Annotated in this window: 1 protein-coding gene; it reads right to left on the bottom strand. The window is 61.6% G+C overall.

The annotated features are described in order from the left end of the window. A partial coding sequence (locus tag LB568_RS33415; RefSeq protein ID WP_224732403.1) for a sulfate ABC transporter substrate-binding protein occupies nt 1-1,019 on the bottom strand: 1,019 nt, incomplete at its 3' end. Nucleotides 1,020-1,034: the final 15 nt, after the last annotated feature.

A 1,034-nucleotide genomic window follows, 5' to 3' on the forward strand; every position in this document is an offset into this window, starting at 1 on the left:
GGCTTGTAGATCTGGTCGAATATACCACCGTCGCCGAAATGGTAAGGCTGTGCCTTCTTCCAGCCGCCGAAAAGCGGATCGTCGATGGAGATCAGCTTGATATCGGGGGTCTTGGGCAGATCCGCCGGCGCCAGCAGTTCGGGCTTGGCCGGGCGATAGTGGTTCTTGGCGATGATGGTCTGGCCTTCCTTGGAATAGAGCCAGCCCAGATAGGCTTCGGCGACCTTGCGCGTGCCCTTGGCATCGACATTGGCGTCGACGATCGCCACCGGCGGCTCGGCCAGGATCGATGTCGGCGGATAGACGATCTCGAAATTGTCGGCGCCGAATTCATCGAGCGCCAGATAGGCGTCGTTTTCCCAGCCGATCAGCACGTCGCCGATGCCCTTTTGCGCGAAGGTCACGGTCGAGCCGCGCGCGCCGGTGTCGAGCACCGGGGCATTGGCATAGAGCTTGCCGACGAATGCCTTGGTCTTGGCTTCGTCGCCGCCATCGTTGGCGTTGGCGTAAGCCCAGGCCGCCAGATAGTTCCAGCGGGCGCCGCCGGAGGTCTTGGGGTTGGGCGTGATCACCTGGGTGCCGTCCTTGACGAGGTCGTTCCAGTCATGGATGCCCTTGGGATTGCCCTTGCGGACCAGGAAGATGATGGTCGAGGTGTAGGGCGCCGAATTGTTTTCGAATTTCTTGCGCCAGTCGGGATTGATCTTCTTCGACTTCGAGACGATGGCGTTGATGTCGCCTTCGAGCGCCAGCGTCACCACATCGGCCTCGAGGCCGTCGATCACGGCGCGCGCCTGGGCGCCCGATCCGCCATGCGACTGCTGGATGGTGACCGTCTCGCCGGTCTCGGCCTTCCAGTGCGCGACGAAGGCCTCGTCATAGGCCTTGTAGAGCTCGCGCGTCGGATCGTAGGACACGTTGAGAATGGTGGTGTCGGCAAACGCGAAACCGAGCGTGCCGAACTGGACAGATGCGGCGACCAGTACGCCGAGCAGTTTCTTGAAATGAGGTTTGGTCATTTCTGCCTCCGTTGA

The sequence above is a fragment of the Mesorhizobium sp. B263B2A genome (assembly GCF_020165775.1).
In the GTDB taxonomy this organism is placed as follows: Bacteria; Pseudomonadota; Alphaproteobacteria; order Rhizobiales; family Rhizobiaceae; genus Mesorhizobium; species Mesorhizobium opportunistum.